The organism is Halomonas citrativorans, from assembly GCF_900163645.1.
Classification (GTDB): Bacteria; Pseudomonadota; Gammaproteobacteria; order Pseudomonadales; family Halomonadaceae; genus Vreelandella; species Vreelandella citrativorans.
Genome location: NZ_FUKM01000014.1, coordinates 15,474 through 37,374, shown reverse-complemented (window position 1 = coordinate 37,374; position 21,901 = coordinate 15,474). Strand labels below are relative to the sequence as shown.

Below are 21,901 nucleotides of genomic sequence, written 5' to 3'. Positions count from 1 at the left end.
CAGACGGGGTTGTAACTTGACGACAGAGGGTTAACTAAATGGTGTGTTTGTGTAGTCGTTTTTCGTCAGGTGTGTAACTGGCCCATAAAAAAACGCCACCCGAAGATGGCGTTTAGCACTCAATATTGAGAGGCGTTGGGTAGGTGCTGGATCTACTCTTCGCCCTCCTCTTCATCCATGAAGCCCATGCTGCCAGTGTTAACCAACTGGGTAAGTAACGCCGCCGCACCGTCAAGCTCAAGAACGTCTTCATAGAAGGGAGCCGATTCTGACAGGCGCTTGGCAAGCGCTTCAGAGCAGGAATGGCCATCGCCATCGACAAACAGCGTGGTACCGCGCGAATCGCTACGCCAGGCAAAGCGTGAACCGGGCATTGCAAAAAGCGGTTCACCCGCTTGCAGGTGCGCTACCAGCGCTGCTTCATCCAACGGCGACTCCAGCGGGGCGACCTGATCCATGTATTTGGGTTGCGTCATCACGCGGCCAAACCACTGCGCCATTTGCTCAGGGTTGTCCAGCGTCGAGAGCATAAACTGGCGCATGCGCTCGATAGCCGCATCATCCAGCTCACCGGCCTGGCTTGCGGGCGCCATGCCTGCATCGCTGTAGCGCTTTGAAGCAGGCAACTGCTCGCCCAGGTAATCCGCGTAAGAGGTAATGGACTCATCGGCAGACGGTGCGCGAAAGCCTACCGAAATCGTCATGCAGTCATCGGTCTGGCTGACGCCGTGATGCGCCCAACCTGGTGGAAGATAAAGCATATCGCCTGGTGCCAATGTCCAGTCTGAGTCTGGTTCAACCTCAAAGGTTTCTAGAATACGCAGGTCAATGCCCTGAATAATCGGGGCATCATCGGATTGCTTACCCCCTAGCTGCCAACGACGGTGACCGCTGGCTTGTAGTAAAAAGACATCGTACTGGTCGATATGCGGGCCGACGCTGCCACCCGGCGGTGCATAGCTGATCATAATATCGTCTAACCGCCAGCGTGGCAGAAAGTCGAACTCATCCATCAGCGCAGCAACCGACGGTACATAGTGGTCAACCGCCTGTACTAACAGGCTCCAGTGGCCTTCAGGCAGGCGCTCAAACGTAGCTTCATCAAGCGGGCCATGAGAAACCTGCCAGGCACTGTCGGGGCCTTTTTCTTCTACCAGGCGCGCTTCTACACCCGGTTCACAAGCAAGGCCCGCCAGTTCATCAGGATCAATCGGGCTTAGAAAGTCAGGTATAGCGCCACGAATCAGCAGCGGCTTCTGTTGCCAGTAGTTGGCCAGGAAGTCCTCGGGCGTTAAATCGCCCAGCAGGGTAAGTGGCTTATCGTGTTGGCTCATGGCGGTATCCTAATTGAGTGGCCGCAGCGCTTATGACAAGCTGCCCAGGCGTTGAGTAAGTGCTTCAGCTTGCGCTTGTGCATTACCAATATAGCTTGCCGGGGAAAGCTCTTTTAGCGCTGCTTTAACGTCGTCTGGCAGCTCAAGGGTATCGATGAAGGCGGCAAAGCCTGCCTGATCAATACGCTTGCCACGTGTCAGCTCTTTAAGTTTTTCGTAGGGTTTTTCAATACCGTAGCGGCGCATAACAGTTTGAATCGGCTCGGCCAGCACTTCCCAGCTGTTATCCAGGTCGGCGGCTAGGCGCTCAGGGTTGGCTTCCAGTTTGCTGATGCCTTTTAAGCTGGCGTGATAGCCAATCAGGCCATACGCCAAACCTACCCCTAAATTGCGCAGCACGGTAGAGTCGGTCAAGTCGCGTTGCCAGCGGGAAATGGGCAGTTTTTGCGACAGGTGAGCAAGTACTGCGTTCGCCAGGCCGAGATTGCCTTCCGAGTTTTCAAAGTCGATAGGGTTAACCTTGTGCGGCATCGTGGATGAGCCGATTTCGCCTTCAACCGTGCGCTGCTTGAAGTACCCCAGCGAAATATAGCCCCAGACGTCACGATCAAAGTCGATCAAAATGGTGTTGAAACGACATACCGCATCGAACAGCTCGGCAATATAGTCGTGAGGCTCAATTTGCGTCGTGTAGGGGTTGAAGCTTAGCCCCAGCCCTTCGACGAAGGTGCGCGCATTTGCTTCCCAATCGATGTCGGGGTAGGTCGTCAGGTGAGCGTTGTAGTTGCCAACGGCGCCGTTAATTTTACCCAAAATCTCAACGCGCTCGATCTGCTTGAGCTGGCGCTTTAAGCGGTAGGCCACATTAGCCATCTCTTTGCCAAGCGTGGTGGGGCTTGCCGTTTGGCCGTGGGTGCGCGAGAGCATTGGCTGAGCAGCGTGGGTAATCGCCAGCTTGGCCACTTCATCGGCTACTTCGTGCATGGTAGGCAGCAGCGCTTTAAGGCCATCGGCCAGCATTACACCGTAAGAAAGGTTGTTGATGTCTTCCGAGGTGCACGCAAAGTGAATGAACTCGGTCACTGCGTTCAATTCGGCGTTGCCAGCAATTTTCTCTTTCAGGAAGTACTCGACGGCTTTCACATCATGATTGGTCGTCCGCTCAATCTCTTTGATACGTTCGGCATCAGCAATCGAAAACTCACCCACTAACTGCTCAAGAAAGGCGGTCGCCTCGGCGGAAAGAGGCGGTACTTCAACGATTTGATTGTGCTCCGCCATGCGCTGCAACCAGCGTACTTCCACAATTACGCGGGCGCGTATCAGGCCAAATTCACTGAAGTGTTCGCGCAGCGCGGACGCTTTGGCGCTGTAGCGACCGTCAACAGGAGAGAGAGCAGTCAAAGCGGAGAGTTGCATGGCATCGTTTCCAAGTAGTTCAAGAACAGGTGAGTCGGGAAAAAGTAAAGAGGCGCAAGATCCGCCATTTAAAAGCGTTAACCGAGGCTATCCAGCGCACGGCGCAGAGCTTTGCGCTGAAAAATCAACTTCCAGCGGCGTCCACCCTGCTGATGCCATAAGAGCCCAAACCGAATGCCTGACAATAAGCAGGCACGCACGCGTTCCGGCATCATACGGCTTTGCAGTAATGAGGGGTCACCCTGCACTACAATGCGCGTTTTAAACGTGGAAACCGTCTCCTTGTAAGCTTCGCCGAGGCTTGAGATGACGTTTTCATGGGTAGCGCTAAAGTGTTCGGCCTGACCCTGAATGCGGGTAAGGTGCTGGCCCAGAGAATCCATCATGTCGTTGTTGGTGCGCAGCTTATTCATGACCAGTAAAATCGTAAAACCGTAGCGCAGCACTACCGGATTGGCCTGCTTACGGCCTACCAGCGCCTCAAGCGTTTCAAGGCCACGGCGCAGGTTGTTGGGATGGCCACCATAGATCGCTTCAAAGCTTTCGGGGTTGGTATCCACGGTCGCTTCAATCAGCGTGTCCCAGGAGCGGGTATCCACTTGGCCGGTGCGCGCTAGCTCATCCACCAGGCTGGCCGCTTGAAACACTCCGGCCAGGGCAAGCGCCTGGCGTATAGCGGGTGAGTCAGGCGCCCGGTGAATGGGAGTGGGGGTGCTCATGCGGCAGTCTCCGTGGCATTCCAGGTCGCGCGAATAACGCCGCCGCCCAAGCAGATATCGCCATCGTAAAGTACCAACGATTGGCCGGGCGTCACCGCCCACTGCGGGTCATCGAACGTCACTTCAACGCCGCCATCGGGCAACGTGCGCATTTCGCAGGGGCAGTCGCTCTGCCGGTAGCGGGTTTTGGCGGTAAACCGGCCTGACGCCGCGGGTGGTTCGCCTGCGACCCAGTCCATGGCCTCGGTGGCCAACGTATCCGAAAAAAGCAGCGGATGCTGCTTGCCTTGTACCACGACCAGTACGTTACGCTCTAAATCTTTTGTCGCTACGTACCATGGGTCTTCGGAGTAGTTGGCCAGCCCGCCAATCCCCAGCCCTTGGCGCTGCCCCAGGGTGTAGTACATCAGCCCCATGTGGTCGCCAATTACATCGCCTTCAGGCGTCTCAATCTTGCCGGGTTGCGCGGGTAGATACTGCTGTAAAAAATCACGGAAGCGCCGTTCGCCGATAAAGCAGATACCCGTGGAGTCTTTCTTCTTGGCAGTGATCAGGTCGTGCGCTTCGGCAAGCGCACGAACGGCGGGTTTTTCCAGCTCGCCTACCGGGAATAGCGTGCGGGCAATGGCCGCTTCGGGCACCGCGTGCAGGAAGTAGCTCTGGTCCTTATTGCCGTCCAGTCCTTTGAGCAGGCGCGGGCGAACACCGCTAGTGCCTTGGCGGACCCGTCCTTCACGCACATAGTGACCGGTGGCAATCTTCTCGGCACCCAGCATCTCGGCGTATTCAAGAAATACCTTAAACTTGATCTCTCGGTTACACAGAATGTCGGGGTTGGGCGTACGCCCGGCCTTGTACTCTTCCAGGAAGTGCTCAAACACGTTATCCCAGTACTCGGCGGCAAAGTTGGCCGTATGCAGCTTGATGCCCAGCTTGGCACATACTGCTTCGGCATCGGCAAGGTCTTCCTTTGCCGTGCAGTATTCAGTGCCGTCGTCTTCGTCCCAGTTCTTCATGAATAGGCCTTCCACCTCGTAACCCTGCTGCTGCAGGATAAGAGCGGAGACAGACGAATCGACGCCACCCGACATGCCGACAATTACTTTGCCTGCGGCGGGCGCCTCGGTAGTGGGCGAGCCATTGGTGGATGTCATTGGCATCCTCGGTTGAAGTGATATGCAATTGGGCGGTGATTATACACGATGGGGGGTTGGTGCTTCGAGTGCTTCACTCTTGAATGACGCTTAATGGATAGCAGCGTTCGCAGATAGCGTCCTCAATGCGTTTGAGTACCAAGGGGCTTCTTAAGCGGTTTTCGTCTTTTAATGCGCGAATTTCGTCAAACGTTAGCCAGTGGGTCGCCACAATGTCACGGTCCAGCGGGGTGTCTAGCTGCTTAAGCGGCTCGGCAAGAAACCCGTGGCTGTGAAAGGTCTGGCCATTCTTTGCGTGAAAAACATACAGCCCCAAATAGCCCGTAAGCGTCACCTGCCAGGCTGTCTCTTCTTGCACTTCCCGTACTATTGCCGCCATAGGGCCTTCGCCCAACTCAATATGTCCCGCCGGTTGGTTAAAAACGGTATTTGGACCGCCCTTGGCTTCTTCAACCAGTAAAAAGCGGTCGTGACGTTGAATAACACAGGCGGCCGTACTGTGAATGGCACTGCTTCGAGTAGCGCTCATGAGGGCTTTCGCTGGCGCGAGGTAGGCGGTTTTCCCGAGCGCTGGGGGCCTGGCGCCTTTCTTGGGGCATGCAGGGTTTCCTTGCGCCATTCACCAGGCTGTAAATCACCCAACTGCCAGGCGCCTATCGAGGCACGAATCAAGCGCAGCGTGGGAAACCCAACGTGGGCGGTCATCCGGCGTACCTGGCGGTTACGGCCCTCGCTAATGGTCAGTTCCAACCAGCTAGTGGAGGGGTGGCGCTTGGGGTCGATGGCCGGTTCGCGGGGGGCAAGTGCCGGTGGCGCTATTAATCGGGCTTTGGCAGGGCGGGTAGGGCCATCCTTCAGCGTAATCCCGGCCTGCAACGCATTAAGCGCGGCGTCGTCGATCTGGCCTTCAAGCTGTACCCAATAGGTTTTGGGTTGCTTGTGGCGAGGGTGCGCAATTCGATGGATGAGCGCGCCGTCATCACTGAGTAACAGGAGACCTTCAGAGTCATAATCAAGTCGTCCAGCCGCATAAATATCGGACACGTCAATAACATTAGCCAGGGTGGCTCGCCCTTCGTTATCGGTAAATTGGGAGAGCATGCGGTAGGGTTTGTGGAGTAAATATAGGCTGCTCATAAAGTCTCTTACATCGTGCACCGGATTTGTCGACAATCTCTCATGCGGTTAAAGTGCAGCGCTGGTATACTCCTGCGTGACCGCTGGAGTCGTCGTCAACACCACCGAAGTGATATCAAGGCAGCCAGATTGAGCTGCTCAGCGCGCTTCGCGGCACGGTCTATCGTCGAATGAGCCGCGTAGCTTAGGATTTTATAACTAAAGCGACAGAGAAAAGAGGTTAACGCAAAAATGTCCCAAACGCCGAAGATCATTTATACGCTTACCGACGAAGCCCCTGCGCTCGCGACATATTCCCTGTTACCGATTATCGATGCTTTTACAGACCCGGCCGGGATTGAAGTCGAGACACGCGACATTTCATTGGCGGCACGTGTTCTGGCCCAGTTCCCTGACCTGCTTAACGACGAGCAGCGCGTTAGTGATGACCTGGCAGAACTTGGCAAGTTAGCGACTACGCCTGAAGCCAATATTATTAAGCTGCCCAATATCAGCGCCTCTGGCCCGCAGCTGAAAGCCACGATCAAAGAGCTTCAAGGCCAAGGCTACCCGCTGCCGGAGTACCCGGAGGAGCCTAAAAACGACGAAGAAAAAGCTATCAAGGCGGCTTACGACAAGGCCAAAGGTAGTGCGGTAAACCCGGTGCTGCGTGAAGGTAACTCTGACCGCCGTGCGCCGAAGTCGGTCAAGAACTACGCGCGCAAGTACCCGCATCGCATGGGCGAGTGGAGCAGCGACTCTCAGTCTCACGTGGCTCACATGAGCGAAGGCGACTTCTACGGCAGCGAGCAATCCGCCGTCATGGAAAAAGCGGGCAAGCTCAAGATCGAACTGCAGCAAAAAGATGGCACTAAAACGGTCTTGAAAGAAGGCCTGGCCGTTCTTGAAGGCGAAGTGATTGACGCGGCCACCATGAGCAGCCGCCGCCTGCGCAGTTTTATCGACAGCGAAATCAACGATGCCAAAGTGCGCAACGTGCTGTTCTCGCTCCACCTGAAAGCCACCATGATGAAGGTTTCCGACCCGATCATGTTTGGCATCGTGGTTGAAGAGTTCTACAAAGCCGCACTTGAAAAGCACGCCGATGCGCTGAAGTCAGCTGGCTTTAACCCTAATAGCGGTATTGGCGATCTCTACAGTGCCATTGAGTCGCTGCCAAGTGACCAGCAAGACGCTATCAAAGGTGATATCGAAGCGCTTTATAAAGAGCGTCCGCCGATGGCAATGGTGAACTCCCACAAGGGCATTACCAATCTTCACGTACCTTCTGATGTGATCATTGACGCCTCCATGCCGGCGATGATTCGTGATTCCGGCAAGATGTGGGGCGCTGACGACCAGTTGCATGATACGAAAGCCGTCATTCCTGATCGTTGCTATGCCACTATCTACCAAGCGGTGATCGAAGATTGCAAAAAGCACGGTGCGTTTGACCCGACCACCATGGGTAGCGTGCCTAACGTGGGCCTGATGGCGCAAAAAGCCGAAGAGTACGGCTCCCACGACAAAACCTTCCAGATCGCTGCCGACGGCACCGTAGTGGTTACCGATGAAAACGGCAATACGCTGTTTAGTCATGACGTTGAAGCAGGCGATATCTGGCGTATGTGCCAGGCCAAAGACGCACCGATTCAGGATTGGGTGAAGCTTGCGGTGACGCGTGCGCGCGAAAGCGGCATTCCGGCTATTTTCTGGTTGGATGCTAATCGTGCCCACGATGCACAGCTGATCAAAAAGGTAGAAGCGTACCTTAAGGATCACGATACCAACGGCCTGGATATTCGTATCCTGGCGCCGGTTGATGCCATGGCCGTATCGCTTGAGCGTATCCGCAAAGGCGAAGACACCATTTCTGTCACCGGCAACGTGCTGCGCGACTACCTGACCGACCTGTTCCCGATCATGGAGCTGGGCACCAGTGCGAAGATGCTGTCTATCGTTCCGCTGATGAATGGTGGTGGTCTGTTTGAAACTGGCGCGGGCGGTAGTGCTCCCAAGCACGTTCAGCAGTTCCTGGAAGAGAATCACCTGCGTTGGGACTCACTGGGCGAATTCCTTGCGCTGGCGGCATCGCTTGAGCACCTGGGCAGCACCTTCGGCAACGCACGTGCCACCGTGCTGGCGAAAACGCTTGATGAAGCCAACGGCAAGTTCCTGGATAGCAACAAGTCGCCTTCACGTAAGGTAGGTGAGCTTGATAACCGTGGTAGCCACTTCTACCTGGCGCTTTATTGGGCAGAAGCGCTGGCCGCTCAGAATGACGATGCTGAACTGAAAGCACTGTTTGCTAAGTTGGCCGAGAAGCTGGAAGCCAATGAGCAAACCATCGTTGCAGAACTTAACGATGTTCAAGGAAAAGCCGTTGATATTCAGGGCTATTTCCGTCCGAACGGTGAGCTGGCAAGCCAAGCCATGCGTCCGAGCAAAACGCTGAACGATGCGTTAGCCGTGGTGGCAAAAGGTTAAGGCCAAAATGCCCTCGTTAATGGGGGCGTGAAAGCGAAACCCTCGTTCCAATAAAGAACGGGGGTTTTTGACTTTTGAAGTATGATATTTTGGATGCCATGTGAACCCTTGTAGAACTTAAGCGTCATAGTCTTTGACGGGTTACCCTTGCGGCTGCAAAGGTGGAGTCGTTCCGACTAGGTCGTTTTATGCGTCTTGAGAGAACCAACAGTGCGATCTATGTCTATTCCAATGTTTGATATGACAATGTTCGGTATGACGACGGTTGATGTAATCGCAATGTCATATGCGATGGCTGGCATGACGCGGCCCGAAATGCCTGATGATGGGGATGTAGCGACTCAGTCTGCTGAGCCCGCTTTAGCGCAACCGCCTCTATACAAGGTCGTGCTGCATAACGACGACTACACGCCCATGGATTTTGTTATTGAAGTGCTGCAAGAATTTTTCAGTATGGATAGCGAAAAAGCGGTGCAAACGATGCTGGCGGTGCATACCCAAGGAAAAGCGACCTGTGGTGTCTTTACGCGAGACATTGCAGAGACCAAATGTCATCAGGTTAATGAGTATGCACGTGAGTGCGAACACCCGTTAATGAGTGATATTGAAGCCGCAAATTGAAAGGGTTGATAAAAATTTGTTGGTGAGGCTTGCAACCCTGCCATTTGTACCCGATGTTGAAAGTGCCGGTCGACTAAATTGATCCGACGCAAGTCCTAGGTGGCGAAATGCCCTAGGTAGTAGCGAAAAGGGGACTGCCATGCTGAGCAAAGAACTTGAACTGACCCTGAACACGGCTTTTACCGTGGCACGCTCAAAGCGCCACGAGTTCATGACCGTTGAGCACCTACTGTTAGCGTTGCTGGATAATGCCTCAGCAGTTGATGTCTTAAAAGCGTGTGGGGCAAACCTCGACAAGCTGCGGTCCGATCTGCAGGATTTTATTAATTCAACCACACCGCTTATTCCCGAAGGCAGTGGGGACCGTGAAACGCAGCCAACGCTTGGTTTTCAGCGTGTGCTACAGCGGGCGGTTTTCCATGTTCAGTCGTCAGGCAAAAGCGAAGTTACCGGCGCCAATGTATTGGTGGCCATTTTTTCTGAGCAGGAAAGCCAAGCGGTCTATTTCCTCAAGCAGCAAAGCGTTGCCCGTGTCGATGCGGTTAACTACATCGCCCACGGCATTTCCAAAGTAGCAGGCCATGGCCAAGCGCAGTCATCATCACCGCAAGAGGGTGAGGACGTTGAAGAAGGCACAAGTGAAGGTGGTGCACATCCGCTGACGGGATATGCCACTAACCTGAACGAGCAAGCCCGGCTGGGAAAAATTGACCCGTTAATTGGCCGCGACCACGAGCTTGAGCGCGTTGTACAGATTCTGGCGCGTCGGCGTAAAAACAACCCGCTGCTAGTGGGTGAGGCTGGCGTGGGCAAGACTGCTGTGGCCGAAGGCCTTGCCAAACGTATCGTTGAAGAAGATGTTCCAGACGTTATTGCAGACGCCGTGGTTTATTCGCTGGATATGGGCGCGCTGCTTGCCGGAACCAAGTACCGCGGCGATTTTGAAAAGCGTTTGAAAAGCCTGTTGAGCGAGCTGCGCAAGCAGCCCAATGCTGTACTGTTTATCGATGAAATTCATACGATTATCGGTGCGGGCGCCGCGTCCGGTGGCGTAATGGATGCCTCTAACTTGCTGAAGCCGTTGCTTTCCTCGGGCGAGCTGCGCTGCATTGGCTCCACGACGTTCCAGGAATTTCGCGGTATTTTTGAAAAAGATCGTGCATTGGCGCGTCGCTTCCAGAAAGTCGACGTACTCGCGCCCTCGGTTGACGATACGATCAAAATTCTTAAAGGCCTGCGCTCACGCTTTGAAGAGCACCATGAGCTTAAGTACACCGATGGTGCGCTGGAAAGCGCGGCACGCTTGGCCGATCGTTACATCAACGACCGTCATTTGCCGGATAAGGCCATTGACGTCATTGACGAGGCGGGCGCTCACCAGCGGCTATTGCCACCTGAAGTGCGCAAAAACACCATTGACGTAGAGCAAGTGGAAGCCATTGTGGCCTCTATTGCGCGTATCCCGCCGAAGAGCGTTTCAAGCTCGGACCGCAAGCTGCTTGAGAAGCTCGATCGAGACCTGAAAATGCTGGTGTTCGGTCAGGACGAAGCCATTGATACGCTCTCTGCCGCTATCAAGCTTTCGCGTGCAGGGCTTAAATCCCCCGATAAGCCGGTAGGTAGCTTCCTGTTTGCTGGGCCGACGGGTGTAGGTAAAACCGAAGTGGCCAAGCAGCTTGCCCATATCATGGGTATCGAGCTTGTGCGCTTTGATATGTCGGAGTACATGGAGCGTCACACCGTATCGCGCTTGATCGGTGCGCCTCCCGGCTATGTCGGGTATGACCAGGGCGGGCTTTTAACCGAAGCAGTGACCAAACAGCCGCACTGCGTACTGTTGTTGGATGAGATTGAGAAAGCGCACCCTGAAGTCTTTAACCTGCTGCTGCAGGTAATGGATCATGGCCGCCTGACCGATAACAACGGACGTGAAGCCGACTTCCGCCATGTTATTGTCATCATGACGTCTAACGCAGGTGCTGAGCAGGCCTCGCGTCGCTCTATCGGTTTCCAAAGCCAGGATCACTCAACCGATGCGATGGAAGTCATCCGCCGTACGTTCTCGCCGGAGTTCCGTAACCGCTTGGACGGTATCATTCAGTTCCATGCGTTACCGACGTCTGTTGTGCGTAACGTGGCCGACAAGTTCTTGATTGAGCTGCAGGCGCAGCTGGACGAGAAGCGTGTACAGCTCGAGGTTGATGATGCAGCTCGGGATTGGTTGGCCGAGAAAGGCTACGATCCGGATATGGGTGCTCGCCCCATGGCGCGCTTGATTCAAGAGAAGCTGAAAAAGCCGCTTGCCGAAATGATTCTGTTTGGCGAGTTGGCCGATAATGGCGGTATTGTGCATGTCAGTCTGGAGGAGGGGGAACTGCATCTCTCCACCGAGACTGAGATGGCGGATGCGCCCTGAAAAGGGCGCTAAGATCGCCTTAATGTGTAGCGCCTAATCATACCGTAATGCACAGCGCCCTGTCTTCGACGGGGCGTTGTCGTATACAGGTAACGGCGCCGTACTGCGTGCTGGCTGAAAAGGCGTTATAAAGGCTTAGCGCGAACGGTAGACAATGCGGCCTTTGGAAAGATCGTACGGCGTTAGTTCCACTTTCACTTTATCGCCCGTCAGAATGCGGATATAGTTTTTACGCATTTTGCCGGAGATATGAGCGGTTACAACGTGACCGTTCTCAAGCTCAACACGGAACATGGTGTTGGGAAGGGTATCAACGATAACACCTTCCATTTCAATATGATCTTCGCGTGCCATATAGGCAGATCCTCACTTATTTAACGTAGTTAGCAAACCAAAACCGTTTCAGGTTTTAAGGGCCAAAGGGCTGGCACTTAAGAAACAGCGCTATATTGTGCCGTAAGCCCGTCGTCAAGGCAAAAAAGCTGGCTTAATTTGCTCGCTTTAGCGAATTAAAGGCCGCCAATAACGCCCATCCAGTACTTCAATGGGAGAAAAATCCTGCTTGTAGCGCATTTTACGACACTCTTCGATCCAGTACCCTAAATACAGGTGGGGCAGGCCTTTTTCACGCGTCAGCGCAATGAGCTGAAGGATAGCAAGTGTGCCTAACGAGCGCCTGTCTAGAGCATCGCCAACGCCAAAAAACGTGTAAATGGCCGAAAGACCATGCTCTAGCTGATCAAATGCCGATACGGCCACTAGCTCCGAGCCTGCATACAGCTCCAGCAGGTAGGCATACGGCTCCTCTAGGGTTAAAAACGTGCGGTACTGTTCACGATTGGGTGGGTACATGTCACCATCGGCATGGCGATGGCGAATATAGTGTGCATAGAGCTCATAGTGTCGCGCCTCATAGCGTGCAGGAACGACGCGGGTGGTGATATCTGCGTTACGTCGCCATACCTTGCGCTGGGAGCGGTTAGGCGCAAAGGGCTCAACAGGAATACGCACGGACTGGCAGGCATTACAGTTTTCACAGTGGGGCCGGTAGAGATGCCGACCGCTGCGCCGAAACCCGAGTAGCGCAAGCGAGTCATATACGCCCCGAACGGGAGACTCTTGCGGGTCAAGAAAAAGCGTTGTCGCTTCTTTGCCGGGTAAATAGCTACAGGCATGAGGCACGGTAAGGAAGAAGCGCAGATCCCGCACCGGTCGACGCGGAGTATTACTACTCAAAGCTTGCCCTCCTTGATAAATTAACCCAACCCGGCCAGCATCACGGGGTGTTATAGCGCGATATCGCTTCGAGCCAAGGTGATGCAGGCACTGACAATGCCTCATGTGATGACACATTAAACGCCGCTTCGGGCAACCACTGTTCAAGATAGTTGATGAACGTCTCTCGGGCGACTGTTGTCGCACCCATGCTTGCAAGGTGCGGTGTGTGCATTTGGCAATCAATCAACTTGCCGCCATGTGCCTGCATAGCGCCCGCCAAGTGAGCAAGGGCCACTTTAGAGGCATCGGCAATGCTCGAAAACATCGATTCGCCGAAAAATACCGGTCCCATCGCTAAACCATAAAGACCGCCTACCAATTGGCCGGCGTGATGGACCTCGATACTGTGTGCAATCCCTAGACGGTGAAGCGCTACGTAGGCATTGTACATATCAACGGTGATCCAGGTACCTGCGTCTTCATCGCGTGGCGCAGCACAGGCATTAATGACATGTTCAAATTGTTGATTAACGGTGACGTCAAAGCCCCCATTGCGCAGTCGTTTTGCTAAGCTACGCCGCAGCTTGAACTGTTCAGGACGTAGTACCATGCGCGGATCGGGGCTCCACCATAAAATGGGGTCGTCATCGCTGTACCATGGGAAAATACCGTGCCGGTACGCTTCCACCAACCAGCATGGAGAAAGCTCACCACCTGCTGCCAGTAGCCCATTGGGCGAGTCCATGGCAATGCGGGTAGGCGGAAATGTTGGGTATGGCGAAGAAAGCCAAGGTAGCATTACTTGCTCCTGTTACTGAGCACTTGATGAGAAGCTCTGTGACGGCGCAAGGATGCTCGGTATGATGCAAACTCGCAAGTGGATTAAAGACACCATTGAGGTGTAAAGGGAGAATCGCTTGAAAGTGAATAAGGCGGTAGACAAGCGAACGCAGCGTAATTCGCGTCAAGCACCATCTTCGGCCTCTTCTACGCGGGTTAAAGCCGCGAAAGATAAAGCTCGCCGGTTCGGTCTGCGCTTGCAAGGCTCGGTGCGTGAAGGCGTAGTAGTGGTACTGCTGGCGCTGTGCGTTTTTTTATTATTAGCACTGTTTAGTTATCACCCAGAAGATCCAGGTTGGTCTTACCAGGGGCCTGAATCGGATGTTCGTAATTGGATGGGGCCGGTCGGCGCTTGGCTTGCGGATGTACAGTATTCGCTTCTGGGGGCAAGTGCTCTGTGGTGGCCTGGCATGTTTGGCTTTTCCGCATGGTGGCTAATGCGCTCGCGCCAGGTACGCTTTGAGCTCGACCCCGTGGCGGTTGCCGTGCATGCCGGTGGTCTGGTGCTGCTTATGTTTGGCACGACCATGCTGGGTGCGCTGCACTTTTATCACCCTGCCAGTATTTTACCCTATGCCTCCGGCGGTATTTTGGGGGAAGGGTTAGTCAATACCCTCAAACCACTGGTCGGCAGTGGTGGTGTGGGACTAATCGCTGCGGCCTTGATACTGATAGGCTTCCCGCTGTTTAGCGGTACGTCCTGGCTGCAGGTGGCGGATGAAGTAGGTCGCCGCTTATGCCGTATTGGTGGCTGGTTGAGTGTCCGCCGAGAGAAAAGTCGTGAGAAACGCCGCGAGCGCGCTGCGCTGCGCGCCTCTTTAAAGCCTGTTCCAAAAGCGGAAGAGCCTCCACGAGCACCTAAAGCCAAAACCAGCCGCGATACACATCGTGAACGTCGCGAGCCCGAGTTCTCGGCGCCGTCTGCCGCGCAAGAAACGCCTGCGGCGACCACAAACGATACGTCGATCCCTTGGGCAGCGAGCGCTTTTTCAGCGGCAACGACGGCTGCCGAAACACAGACCAAGCCTGCGGTGGTAACGGCCACTGAGCCTGACTCTATACCGCAGCCAAAAGCCGCACCAGAACCCGCGCAAACGCCAACGCCTGAGGCGGTGAGCCCAGCAACGGCGGAGAGTGATGAATCAGTATCGATCAACGCTGATCGCACTTCTGGGCTATCCAAAGCGCTTGAACCTGAGATCATCCCTGAACCAGCGCCTCACAACGATGCTGCTCCAGCCGTTGAATCATCAACGCCTGAATCGCCGATGTCGTTACGCGCTTCTCGTGAAGACGATACCGCAGTGCCCGCTGCCTCACACTTCTTTCGCCAAGAAGAGGACGCCGACGAAGCGAGAGACGATGAGCAGGGCAGCGCGCAAGATGATGAGCGGGGCAGTGAACAGGGCTTGAAAACAGAGGACTCGAAAACAGAGGGCTCGAAAACGGAAGAGTGGCAGTACGATGGCTGGAATGAGAAAGAGCAGGCGGTTCAGAAAGACACGCCGCTGCGCCCTGAGTCTAAGCTAGGCGAACCCAGGCTAAGCGCGTTTGATCAGCCTGAGGTGGCGCCTCAAAGTGAGCCTTCACTTACCGCTACGCCTTCGGTGAATCCCGTGACGCGCCAAGAACGAGTGCCTGAAGTCGTTCCTGAGCCGGTATGGGAAGAGGATGAAGATGAGCCTTTGCTCAGCCCTACGCCTTTGCCAGCCAGTGCCGCACGCCATGAGCCGACCTTCTCTGCGGATAACGTGGTCAATGAAGCTGACAGCGGGCCAACGCTCTGGACCGTTGAGCACCTCCAAAATCAGCGGCCTGCCTTTGAGACGTTTCCAGAGCCGGAAGGCGATGTGCCAAGTCTTCAACTGCTAACGCCTGCTGAGCCACATCAGCCGAACTACACAGACGAACAGCTGGCCAATATGGCAGAGCTGCTGGAAGTGCGGCTGCGTGAATATGGTGTAAAAGCAGAAGTAGTCGATACATGGCCAGGCCCCGTCATCACGCGATTTGAAATCAAGCCGGCGGCAGGGGTGAAAGCGTCCAAAATCAGTAATCTTTCCAAAGACCTGGCCCGCTCGCTAATGGTAAAAAGCGTGCGCGTGGTTGAGGTGATTCCAGGACGTCCTACCGTTGGGATCGAAATTCCCAACCCGCACCGGGCAATGATTCGCCTGCGTGAAGTCATCGACTCCGAGCGCTATCAGCAGGAAACCTCGCCGCTGACCATGGCGCTTGGCCAGGATATCGGTGGCGGGCCCGTGATTGCCAACCTCGGCAAGATGCCCCACCTGTTGGTGGCGGGCACCACCGGTTCAGGTAAATCAGTAGGCGTTAACGCAATGCTGATTTCGATGCTGCTGAAGGCCACGCCAGATGAGCTCAAACTCATCATGGTGGACCCTAAAATGCTGGAGCTTTCGGTCTACGACGGTATTCCGCATCTGTTGGCGCCGGTCGTGACCGATATGAAAGAGGCCGCTAACAGCCTGCGTTGGTGTGTCGCTGAAATGGAGCGCCGCTATAAGCTGATGGCCGCCATGGGCGTTCGTAATATTGCCGGCTTTAACGGCCGATTGGATGAAGCCGAGCGCGCAGGTGCCCAGGTAGCCGACCCGCTTTGGGAGCCGCAACCCTGGGAAATGCACCAAACGCCACCAGTGCTTGAGAAGCTGCCCTATATCGTGGTGGTCATCGACGAATTTGCCGACATGTTTATGATCGTCGGCAAAAAGGTGGAAGAGCTGATTGCGCGCCTGGCGCAAAAAGCGCGGGCAGCCGGTATTCACCTGATCCTGGCCACCCAGCGCCCCTCGGTGGACGTGGTAACGGGCTTGATCAAGGCGAATATTCCTTCGCGCATGGCATTTCAGGTCTCTTCACGGATCGATTCTCGTACGATTTTGGACCAGGGCGGCGCTGAAAGCCTGTTGGGTCATGGCGACATGCTGTATTTGCCTGCGGGCTCCGGTCCGCCTAATCGAGTGCATGGCGCGTTTGTTGATGATGACGAAGTACACCGTGTGGTAGAGGATTGGAAGCGCCGCGGCACCCCTGAATATATTGAGGAAATTTTGTCGGGCGGCGTCTCGGCTGATGCGCTAACGGGGCTTGAGGCCGAAGGCAGTGACGGCGACGATGCTGAACAGGACGCACTTTATGATGAAGCGGTTCAGTTTGTGACCGAAACCAAAAAAGCCTCGATTTCTGCGGTACAGCGGCGCTTCAAGATTGGTTACAACCGAGCCGCGCGCTTGGTCGATGCCATGGAGGCGGCACAGATCGTTTCTGCTATGGGCAGTAACGGCGCCCGCGAAGTATTGGCGCCACCGCCGGTGGGGCATTAATGCCGCAATTAGTAATCCTGCATTTAGTAATCATGCAAGAAGCGTGAAAGTCGCGCCGCGGATGAAACCCCGTGGCGCGTTTCGCGTCTGAAAAACCACATGGACGTTGTTGAAAGTCCTCAGCACTGGTTTATCTGTACTGGTTCATCTGTACTACTTTTATCAGCTTCAATCCGGCAGCGTATGTCTATTCAACCCGACAACGTATGCCCAGGGAGAACACTATGCGCGACACGCAAACACTGCTTTCTTCACCCTTGTCATTGGCAGCGGCCGCTCTTGGATTGACGTTTGCTACCCCCGCTGCATGGGCCAATGATGCCGCTGAGCGTTTAACCGAGCGCCTGGAACCCCTGGAAAGCTATCAGGCGACCTTTGAGCAGCAGATTCTTGATGGTAGTGGCCAGCGATTGCAAAGTGCGCGTGGCGAAATGTGGCTCTCACGCCCAGGTATGTTGCGTTGGGAAGTCGAAGCGCCTTATACACAGGTCGTCGTGTCCGATGGCAACGATGTTTATCTCTACGATCCGGACCTTGAGCAGGTAACGGTTCAGCCGATGGATGACCGCGTAACGCACACGCCTGCGCTTCTGCTCTCTGGCAGTATCAGTGACCTGACGGCAAGTTATGATGTGGTTTATGAGCAGGAGAGCGGTGAAGATGTGTTCACGCTGATCCCAAGCTCGGCAGACACGCTGTTTGAAGAGTTGAGCATGGTGTTTGACAATGACACGCTCACCGAGCTTTGGATGATGGACAGTACTGGTCAAAAAACGCTTATTCGGTTTAGCGATATCACCCAGAATGGGTCTATTGACCGTGGCCTGTTTAACTTCGAAATTCCGGAAGGCACCGACGTTATTCGTGAAGAGCTCTAAAACGTCGGCGGTTTACCCGTGAATGATCAGGCGCCTTAGGGCGCCTGATCTGCTTCCTGGTCACGATTTTCCCGCCATGCCATTATCTCGCCGAAGCGCTTTTCCTGGCCAAACTGGCTAGGCTCAAAAAAGCGTGCTTTGGGCAAATCCTCTGGCCAGCAGTCGTGAGCGCTACCAGCGGGATAGCCATCAGGCTCGTTATGCGCGTAGCGGTAGCCTTCGCCATGGCCTAGCTGCTCCATAAGCCTGGTGGGCGCATTGCGTAAATAAGTGGGTACCTCTATTTGGGGCTGCTGACGCGCGTACTGTTTTGCAGCGCTCCAGGCGCGGTCAATTCGGTTACTTTTGGGCGCCACGGCCAAATGGATGGCTGCATGGGCAATGGCACGCTGGCCTTCGTAGTCCCCCAGGCGAAGGTAGGCGTCCCAGGCAGCAATCACCAGCGGAAGCGCACGTGGGTCGGCATTACCAACATCTTCTGACGCAATGGCGCTAAGCCTGCGAACAACATCCAAAGGATCACCACCGCCCTGAATAAAGCGCGCCATATAAAGTAGCGCTGCGTCAGGGCGTGAAGAGCGTATGGATTTATGAATCGCCGAGAGCAGGTCGTAATAAGCGTCGCCCTGCTTATCAAATGCGCTTGCCTGATGGCCGACAACGTCTGCCAATACCGACATGTGAAGCACCTCTTGGCCATGCTCTGGCTGGGTAAAGTCACAGGCGGTTTCTAAAAGTCCCAACGCGCGCCGGGCATCGCCCGCACTTGCGTGCGCCAGGGCAGCAAGCACATCGTCCTCCACGACAATCGTACGTTTGCCAAGGCCGCGCTGCTCGTCAGTCAGCGCTTGGCGCATGACGGCTATCAACTCCTCTTGCGAGAGTGCTTTCAAAACGTAAACTCGAGCGCGAGATAGCAGGGCAGAGTTGACCTCGAAGGAGGGGTTCTCCGTGGTGGCGCCAATCAGGGTTAGCAGCCCCGACTCTACGTGAGGCAGCAAGGCATCCTGCTGGCTCTTGTTTAAGCGATGGATTTCATCCAGAAACAAAATAACTGGAGAGGCATGCTGCTGGGCGCGCTCAACCACGGCGCGTATCTCTTTGACGCCTGCCATCACCGCGCTTAAATGCTCCAGATGTGCGCTGGATGCGCGCGCGAGTAGCTCGGCCAGTGTTGTTTTGCCAACACCTGGAGGCCCCCACAAAATCATTGAGCGTACCAGGCCTGCTTCGGCCATGAGACGAAGCGGCTTGCCTTGACCCACCAGCGCCTGCTGCCCGACGTAGTCATCAAGCGTCTGCGGGCGCATCCGATACGCCAACGGCGCGTCATCGCTGGGTGTTGCACGCTGAGAGTCGAAAAGATCCATGTATACTTCCGTTGTAAATTGAGACATTGAGTAACGAGGTAATCATAAGTGCGTATGGCAAATGGCGTATTGCCCGACTACCTTTTGCATAGCTCCCATAAAAACTGATACAAACGATATGCTTGTCAGGGTGGCGCCTTAAGCGCATGGTGATATCTAATTATAATACGTAGCGGTACCTTCTTGACGATAGCGCTTAGCCATCGCCCATAGGCGTAGTGTAGTAATACCCGCTTATGATTGCGTGCCCAACGCCACTTCAGGGTTAAGGCGGCAGGCATGACACCACAAAGGAGACGGCACGATGTTAAACCAACTGCGTCTAGATCATGCCAACATGGCACGAATACTTCATGTCTTGCAGCTTAAACAAAAGACCCTGGCTCAGGGTGAACGACCCAATTTTCAGCTGATGCGTGAAGTCGTGGATTACATTTTGTCTTACATGGAAGGTTTCGCGGCACCGTTAGAGCGTATATGCGTTGATCGTTTGGAAACCCAAGCGCCCGAGCATCTGGAATTAATGGAGAAAATGACCAGCGATTATCTTGAGCTCAAGCCGCGCCTTCAACTTTTGTCCGACAACATCGATACGATTCTGATGGACAACATCTTGCCGATGGATCGTTTTGCCGAGGATTTAAAAGCTTACCTTGAGGCGCATAGGGCGTATCTACGCCAGGAGCGAGAAGGTCTTTTCCCTCTTATTGATCAATATTTTAGTGAGGAAGATATGCAAGAGCTGCTGCACGCGCTGCCAGAAGGCGCTGAGCAGGAGCTTGAGCGCCTGCAACAGGATTACCCAGAGCTTTACGCTGAACTACGCGGCGCGGACATACCCGCGATCTAATCAGCAGAGCGTTCCTTTGGCTGCCAGCGGGGCGTGTTAAACTAGCGCCCCGTGAATGAGCGGCTGATGGAGAAGCAGGTGTGCTTATCAAAGCAAACGGCAAAGGGGCAGTAATGGCTGGCCCCGTGCTGATTTTTGACTCCGGCGTGGGTGGGCTTTCGGTCGCCCGGTCACTGCGTCAGTATTATCCTGATACGGCGATGTGCTACGCCTGCGATAACGCGTGGATGCCTTATGGGCTGCGTGATGACGTAACGCTTTCTGCTCGTATCGTGTCGGTTTGCCAGGCCGCCGTTCAGGCCTGCCAGCCAAGCGTGCTGGTCGTTGCCTGCAATACGGCCAGCACACTCGCGCTGGATGGTTTGCGCAACGCTTTGACGATCCCTGTGGTCGGCACGGTGCCCGCCATTAAACCCGCCGCCGCCATTAGCCAAACGCGCCATATTGGTCTGTTGGCTACTCGCGCTACTGTAGGTAGGCCCTACACGCAAAAGTTGATTGAAAACTTTGCCAGCGACTGCCTCATCACCCGGGTAGCCGCCGATGCGCTGGTGCTGGAAGCCGAGGGGCTACTTGGCGGCGGCCAGCCTGACCGCCAACGGCTTCAGCAAGCCCTGGCGCCTCTTTGGCAAACGTCGAGTACTCAGCCGTCAGTGGATACCGTTGTGCTGGGCTGTACGCATTTCCCCCTGTTAAAACCTTGGCTTGAAGCACTCGCCCCCACACCCGTGAATTGGATTGACTCCGGTGATGCTATCGCTCGGCGCGTAGGCCAAATCGCGCCGCCGTTAAAAAAAGGGCAAGATGGCCGATTTTTTACCACTGCTTCTGCCGATGGGCTAAGCCCAGGTTTTGCGCAGTTTGGATTTTCTGTTCCTGGCCGGTTGGCGTTAAGCGCTTAGGGCGCGTATTTTCAGCCTGAGCTGACACGACTGTTATTAGCATCGATATTAATACCGTTTATGAAAAAAGAGGCGCCGACTTGGCTATCCCCGTGATACAACCCGAACGTTATGACGAGCAGCTTGCCGAGAAGCGTGCTTACCTGGAAAGCACCTTTGCGGTGTTTAATCCGCCCGCACTTGAGGTCTTTGCCTCACCGCCCAGTCACTATCGCCAGCGCTGTGAGTTTCGTATCTGGCATGAAGGCGATGATCTTTACTACGCCATGTTTGAGGTTGACCCAGCCGATCCTAAAAACAAGCAGGTCGTGCGGCTTGATCAGTTTGACGTTGCAAGCGAGTCCATCAATGCGCTAATGCCGCGTCTGCGCGAGGCGTTTCTGGCCAGTGACGAACTGCGTCGGCGCCTATTTCAGGTGGAGTTTCTCACCACGCTGTCAGGCGAGGCGCTGGTAACGCTGATTTACCACCGCCCGCTAGGTGACGCTTGGGAGCAAGAAGCACGCGCCTTGGAAGCTGAGCTTGGCATTATGATCATTGGGCGCTCACGCAAGCAGCGCCTGGTGCTTACCCGTGACCACGTGTGGGAGCGTTTAACGGTTGATGGGCGCCCGCTTGACTATCAGCAGGTCGAAAACAGCTTTACCCAGCCAAATGCACATATCTGCCAAACGATGCTGAGCTGGGCGCGGGAAGTGACTGCCGGACGTCAGGATGAAGACCTGGTCGAGCTTTACTGTGGCAACGGTAACTTCACTATTGCCTTGGCTGATAATTTTCGGCGCGTACTGGCCACTGAAATTTCGCGCACGTCGGTCGCCAGCGCTAACGTCAACCTTGAAGCCAACAAAGTCACCAATGCCCATGTAGCCCGTATGTCAGCCGAAGAGTTTGCGCTGGCGCTTAAAGGCGAAAAAGGCGGGCGGCGCGTGGCTGAAATGGCATTGGACGAATATCGCTTCTCCACGGTGTTGGTTGACCCGCCCCGCGCTGGGTTGGATGCGCAGAGCTGTCAGCAAATCAGTGAATACGATCAGATCGTCTATATTTCATGCAACCCGGCAACACTTGCCGAGAATCTGGCGCTGCTCACCAAAACGCACCAGATAGAACGCTTTGCCCTATTTGACCAGTTTCCATTCACCGACCATTGTGAATGTGGCGTATGGCTCACGCGGCGCAAGAATGGTCAATAGGGCGCATAATGCGAAAGAGGTATACACCATGAAG

The 21,901-nt window shown here is 54.9% G+C and carries 18 protein-coding genes; 8 read left to right on the top strand and 10 right to left on the bottom strand.

Annotated features, from left to right (window positions below; genetic code table 11):
- Positions 1-152: 152 nt before the first annotated feature.
- The 6 genes from CZ787_RS03480 to CZ787_RS03455 all read right to left on the bottom strand — a co-directional run bounded on the left by CZ787_RS03480 (position 153) and on the right by CZ787_RS03455 (position 5,763).
- Positions 153-1,334 (bottom strand): cupin domain-containing protein, encoded by a 1,182-nt coding sequence (locus CZ787_RS03480; RefSeq protein ID WP_087106216.1) that lies wholly within the window; start codon positions 1,332-1,334, stop codon positions 153-155.
- 30 nt (positions 1,335-1,364) lie between these two features.
- Positions 1,365-2,753 carry an adenylosuccinate lyase gene (gene purB / locus CZ787_RS03475; protein ID WP_087106214.1) on the bottom strand — a complete coding sequence of 463 codons (1,389 nt, stop codon included), beginning with the start codon at positions 2,751-2,753 and terminating at the stop codon, positions 1,365-1,367.
- Positions 2,754-2,830: 77 nt separating this feature from the next.
- Entirely contained in the window at positions 2,831-3,472 is a 642-nt protein-coding gene (gene hflD, locus CZ787_RS03470) for a high frequency lysogenization protein HflD (protein WP_087106212.1), read from the bottom strand.
- Positions 3,469-4,626: a tRNA 2-thiouridine(34) synthase MnmA gene (gene mnmA / locus CZ787_RS03465; protein WP_087106210.1), complete on the bottom strand. Its 1,158-nt coding sequence runs from the start codon at positions 4,624-4,626 to the stop codon at positions 3,469-3,471. Before mnmA ends, hflD begins: the two co-directional genes overlap by 4 nt.
- A gap of 73 nt (positions 4,627-4,699) precedes the next feature.
- Positions 4,700-5,155 carry an NUDIX domain-containing protein gene (locus tag CZ787_RS03460; RefSeq protein ID WP_087106208.1) on the bottom strand — a complete coding sequence of 152 codons (456 nt, stop codon included), beginning with the start codon at positions 5,153-5,155 and terminating at the stop codon, positions 4,700-4,702.
- Positions 5,152-5,763 carry a pseudouridine synthase gene (locus CZ787_RS03455; RefSeq protein ID WP_087106206.1) on the bottom strand — a complete coding sequence of 204 codons (612 nt, stop codon included), beginning with the start codon at positions 5,761-5,763 and terminating at the stop codon, positions 5,152-5,154. Before CZ787_RS03455 ends, CZ787_RS03460 begins: the two co-directional genes overlap by 4 nt.
- A gap of 231 nt (positions 5,764-5,994) precedes the next feature.
- On the opposite strand from CZ787_RS03455, the gene CZ787_RS03450 reads away from it, so the two are divergent.
- The 3 genes from CZ787_RS03450 to clpA all read left to right on the top strand — a co-directional run bounded on the left by CZ787_RS03450 (position 5,995) and on the right by clpA (position 11,266).
- Positions 5,995-8,229, top strand: a complete 2,235-nt coding sequence (locus CZ787_RS03450; RefSeq protein ID WP_087106202.1) for an NADP-dependent isocitrate dehydrogenase — start codon at positions 5,995-5,997, stop codon at positions 8,227-8,229.
- A 315-nt stretch (positions 8,230-8,544) separates the two neighbouring features.
- A complete protein-coding gene (clpS, locus tag CZ787_RS03445) occupies positions 8,545-8,850 on the top strand; it encodes an ATP-dependent Clp protease adapter ClpS (RefSeq protein ID WP_087106453.1) in 306 nt (101 codons plus the stop codon).
- A 139-nt stretch (positions 8,851-8,989) separates the two neighbouring features.
- Entirely contained in the window at positions 8,990-11,266 is a 2,277-nt protein-coding gene (clpA, locus tag CZ787_RS03440) for an ATP-dependent Clp protease ATP-binding subunit ClpA (protein ID WP_087106200.1), read from the top strand.
- Between the two features lie 135 nt (positions 11,267-11,401).
- On the opposite strand, the gene infA is transcribed toward clpA, so the two are convergent.
- From infA to aat, 3 genes are all read right to left on the bottom strand, one after another.
- Entirely contained in the window at positions 11,402-11,620 is a 219-nt protein-coding gene (gene infA, locus CZ787_RS03435; protein ID WP_007111068.1) for a translation initiation factor IF-1, read from the bottom strand.
- A gap of 147 nt (positions 11,621-11,767) precedes the next feature.
- Entirely contained in the window at positions 11,768-12,502 is a 735-nt protein-coding gene (locus tag CZ787_RS03430; RefSeq protein WP_087106198.1) for an arginyltransferase, read from the bottom strand.
- Positions 12,503-12,542: 40 nt separating this feature from the next.
- Positions 12,543-13,283, bottom strand: a complete 741-nt coding sequence (gene aat, locus CZ787_RS03425; protein WP_087106196.1) for a leucyl/phenylalanyl-tRNA--protein transferase — start codon at positions 13,281-13,283, stop codon at positions 12,543-12,545.
- A gap of 118 nt (positions 13,284-13,401) precedes the next feature.
- On the opposite strand from aat, the gene CZ787_RS03420 reads away from it, so the two are divergent.
- On the top strand, positions 13,402-16,671 hold the full coding sequence (locus tag CZ787_RS03420) for a DNA translocase FtsK (protein WP_087106194.1): 3,270 nt from the start codon (positions 13,402-13,404) through the stop codon (positions 16,669-16,671).
- Positions 16,672-16,895: 224 nt separating this feature from the next.
- Positions 16,896-17,549: an outer membrane lipoprotein chaperone LolA gene (lolA, locus tag CZ787_RS03415; protein ID WP_087106192.1), complete on the top strand. Its 654-nt coding sequence runs from the start codon at positions 16,896-16,898 to the stop codon at positions 17,547-17,549.
- Positions 17,550-17,584: 35 nt separating this feature from the next.
- Here the strand turns inward: lolA and CZ787_RS03410 are convergent, their stop codons facing one another.
- The gene (locus tag CZ787_RS03410) at positions 17,585-18,919 is read right to left on the bottom strand and encodes a replication-associated recombination protein A (RefSeq protein WP_087106190.1); all 1,335 of its coding nucleotides are present in this window, start codon (positions 18,917-18,919) and stop codon (positions 17,585-17,587) included.
- Between the two features lie 304 nt (positions 18,920-19,223).
- Here CZ787_RS03410 and CZ787_RS03405 point away from each other — a divergent pair, with 304 nt between their 5' ends.
- The 3 genes from CZ787_RS03405 to trmA all read left to right on the top strand — a co-directional run bounded on the left by CZ787_RS03405 (position 19,224) and on the right by trmA (position 21,867).
- Complete coding sequence (locus CZ787_RS03405) at positions 19,224-19,769, top strand: hemerythrin domain-containing protein (RefSeq protein ID WP_087106188.1); 546 nt, start codon at positions 19,224-19,226, stop codon at positions 19,767-19,769.
- 113 nt (positions 19,770-19,882) lie between these two features.
- Positions 19,883-20,671: a glutamate racemase gene (murI, locus tag CZ787_RS03400; protein ID WP_087106451.1), complete on the top strand. Its 789-nt coding sequence runs from the start codon at positions 19,883-19,885 to the stop codon at positions 20,669-20,671.
- An 80-nt stretch (positions 20,672-20,751) separates the two neighbouring features.
- Positions 20,752-21,867: a tRNA (uridine(54)-C5)-methyltransferase TrmA gene (gene trmA / locus CZ787_RS03395; protein ID WP_087106185.1), complete on the top strand. Its 1,116-nt coding sequence runs from the start codon at positions 20,752-20,754 to the stop codon at positions 21,865-21,867.
- The last annotated feature ends 34 nt before the right edge of the window (positions 21,868-21,901 follow it).

Bases quoted from the DNA above. Each gene is read 5' to 3' on its own strand.
- murI (WP_087106451.1), top strand. From the start codon at position 19,883: ATGGCTGGCCCCGTGCTGATTTTTGACTCCGGCGTGGGTGGGCTTTCG.
- aat (WP_087106196.1), bottom strand. From the start codon at position 13,283: ATGCTACCTTGGCTTTCTTCGCCATACCCAACATTTCCGCCTACCCGC.
- infA (WP_007111068.1), bottom strand. From the start codon at position 11,620: ATGGCACGCGAAGATCATATTGAAATGGAAGGTGTTATCGTTGATACC.
- CZ787_RS03455 (WP_087106206.1), bottom strand. From the start codon at position 5,763: ATGAGCAGCCTATATTTACTCCACAAACCCTACCGCATGCTCTCCCAA.
- purB (WP_087106214.1), bottom strand. From the start codon at position 2,753: ATGCAACTCTCCGCTTTGACTGCTCTCTCTCCTGTTGACGGTCGCTAC.
- mnmA (WP_087106210.1), bottom strand. From the start codon at position 4,626: ATGACATCCACCAATGGCTCGCCCACTACCGAGGCGCCCGCCGCAGGC.
- CZ787_RS03480 (WP_087106216.1), bottom strand. From the start codon at position 1,334: ATGAGCCAACACGATAAGCCACTTACCCTGCTGGGCGATTTAACGCCC.
- CZ787_RS03450 (WP_087106202.1), top strand. From the start codon at position 5,995: ATGTCCCAAACGCCGAAGATCATTTATACGCTTACCGACGAAGCCCCT.
- hflD (WP_087106212.1), bottom strand. From the start codon at position 3,472: ATGAGCACCCCCACTCCCATTCACCGGGCGCCTGACTCACCCGCTATA.
- lolA (WP_087106192.1), top strand. From the start codon at position 16,896: ATGCGCGACACGCAAACACTGCTTTCTTCACCCTTGTCATTGGCAGCG.
- CZ787_RS03460 (WP_087106208.1), bottom strand. From the start codon at position 5,155: ATGAGCGCTACTCGAAGCAGTGCCATTCACAGTACGGCCGCCTGTGTT.
- clpS (WP_087106453.1), top strand. From the start codon at position 8,545: ATGCCTGATGATGGGGATGTAGCGACTCAGTCTGCTGAGCCCGCTTTA.
- clpA (WP_087106200.1), top strand. From the start codon at position 8,990: ATGCTGAGCAAAGAACTTGAACTGACCCTGAACACGGCTTTTACCGTG.
- CZ787_RS03405 (WP_087106188.1), top strand. From the start codon at position 19,224: ATGTTAAACCAACTGCGTCTAGATCATGCCAACATGGCACGAATACTT.
- CZ787_RS03410 (WP_087106190.1), bottom strand. From the start codon at position 18,919: ATGGATCTTTTCGACTCTCAGCGTGCAACACCCAGCGATGACGCGCCG.